1 protein-coding gene is annotated in these 1,598 nt (G+C 51.4%); it reads left to right on the top strand.

The features are described 5' to 3' along the window. On the top strand, positions 1-1,598 hold a 1,598-nt coding region (locus MFF07_RS22820; protein WP_238232949.1), incomplete at both ends, for a TGBp1 family protein.

The raw sequence follows: 1,598 nt of genomic DNA on the forward strand, positions 1-1,598 counted from the left end.
TTCGGGCAAGTCGGCTATCATTAAGAACATGGTGACGACTCGCGATCTGGTGGCCAGTGGAAAGAAGGAGAACTGCCAAGAGATCATGAATGATGTAAAGAGGCAACGCGGGTTGGACGTGACCGCTAGGACCGTCGACTCAATCTTATTGAATGGGTGCAAGAAAGGCGTAGAAAACCTTTACGTCGATGAGGCGTTCGCGTGTCACTCGGGCACTTTGCTAGCGCTCATCGCGCTGGTGAGACCGTCAGGTAAGGTAGTACTGTGCGGCGACCCCAAGCAGTGTGGTTTCTTCAATTTGATGCAACTGAAGGTGCACTATAACCACAACATTTGTACAAGGGTGCTCCATAAGAGCATCTCCAGAAGATGCACTCTACCTGTTACGGCGATCGTGTCCACCTTGCACTACCAAGGGAAGATGAGAACGACGAACCGATGCAACACCCCCATTCAGATTGACACCACCGGTTCTTCCAAACCAGCCTCAGGAGATATCGTGTTAACGTGCTTCCGCGGCTGGGTGAAGCAACTGCAAATCGACTATCGTGGACACGAGGTGATGACCGCAGCTGCTTCCCAGGGTCTGACAAGGAAAGGCGTGTACGCCGTGAGACAGAAAGTGAACGAAAACCCACTGTACTCACCACTGTCGGAGCACGTCAATGTGCTGTTGACCCGAACTGAAAACCGACTGGTGTGGAAGACACTGTCGGGTGACCCGTGGATAAAGGTGTTAACCAATGTTCCACGTGGGGATTTCAGTGCAACTTTGGAGGAATGGCAAGAAGAACATGACGGTATCATGAGAGTGTTGAACGAGCGACCGGCGGAGGTTGATCCATTCCAAAACAAGGCCAAAGTGTGCTGGGCAAAATGTCTGGTGCAAGTTCTTGAGACGGCCGGAATACGTATGACGGCAGATGAATGGAACACCATCTTGGCTTTCAGAGAGGACAGAGCGTACTCACCAGAAGTCGCTCTCAACGAGATTTGCACTCGTTACTACGGCGTTGACCTAGACAGCGGCCTATTCTCAGCGCAGTCAGTTTCCCTCTTTTATGAGAACAACCACTGGGACAACAGGCCCGGAGGACGCATGTACGGGTTCAACCATGAAGTAGCCAGGAAATATGCAGCCAGGTTTCCATTTCTACGTGGCAACATGAACTCGGGGCTACAACTAAACGTCCCTGAGAGGAAGCTCCAACCTTTTAGCGCTGAATGCAATATAGTCCCATCCAATCGTCGGTTACCGCATGCTCTAGTCACAAGCTATCAGCAGTGCCGTGGGGAGAGGGTAGAGTGGTTGCTGAAAAAGATTCCAGGTCACCAAATGTTACTTGTAAGTGAGTACAACCTGGTGATACCTCACAAAAGAGTCTTCTGGATTGCACCTCCGCGGGTGTCAGGCGCGGACCGCACGTACGACATGGACCTAGGGTTACCTATGGATGCAGGCCGTTACGATCTGGTATTCGTCAACATCCATACTGAGTACCGGCAACACCACTACCAACAATGCGTCTGTCTCTTATACACATCTCCGAGCCCACGAGCGGACTCCTATCTCGTATGCCGTCTTCTGCTTGAAAAAA

This window comes from Methylobacterium thuringiense (assembly GCF_022179645.1).
In the GTDB taxonomy this organism is placed as follows: domain Bacteria; phylum Pseudomonadota; class Alphaproteobacteria; order Rhizobiales; family Beijerinckiaceae; genus Methylobacterium; species Methylobacterium thuringiense.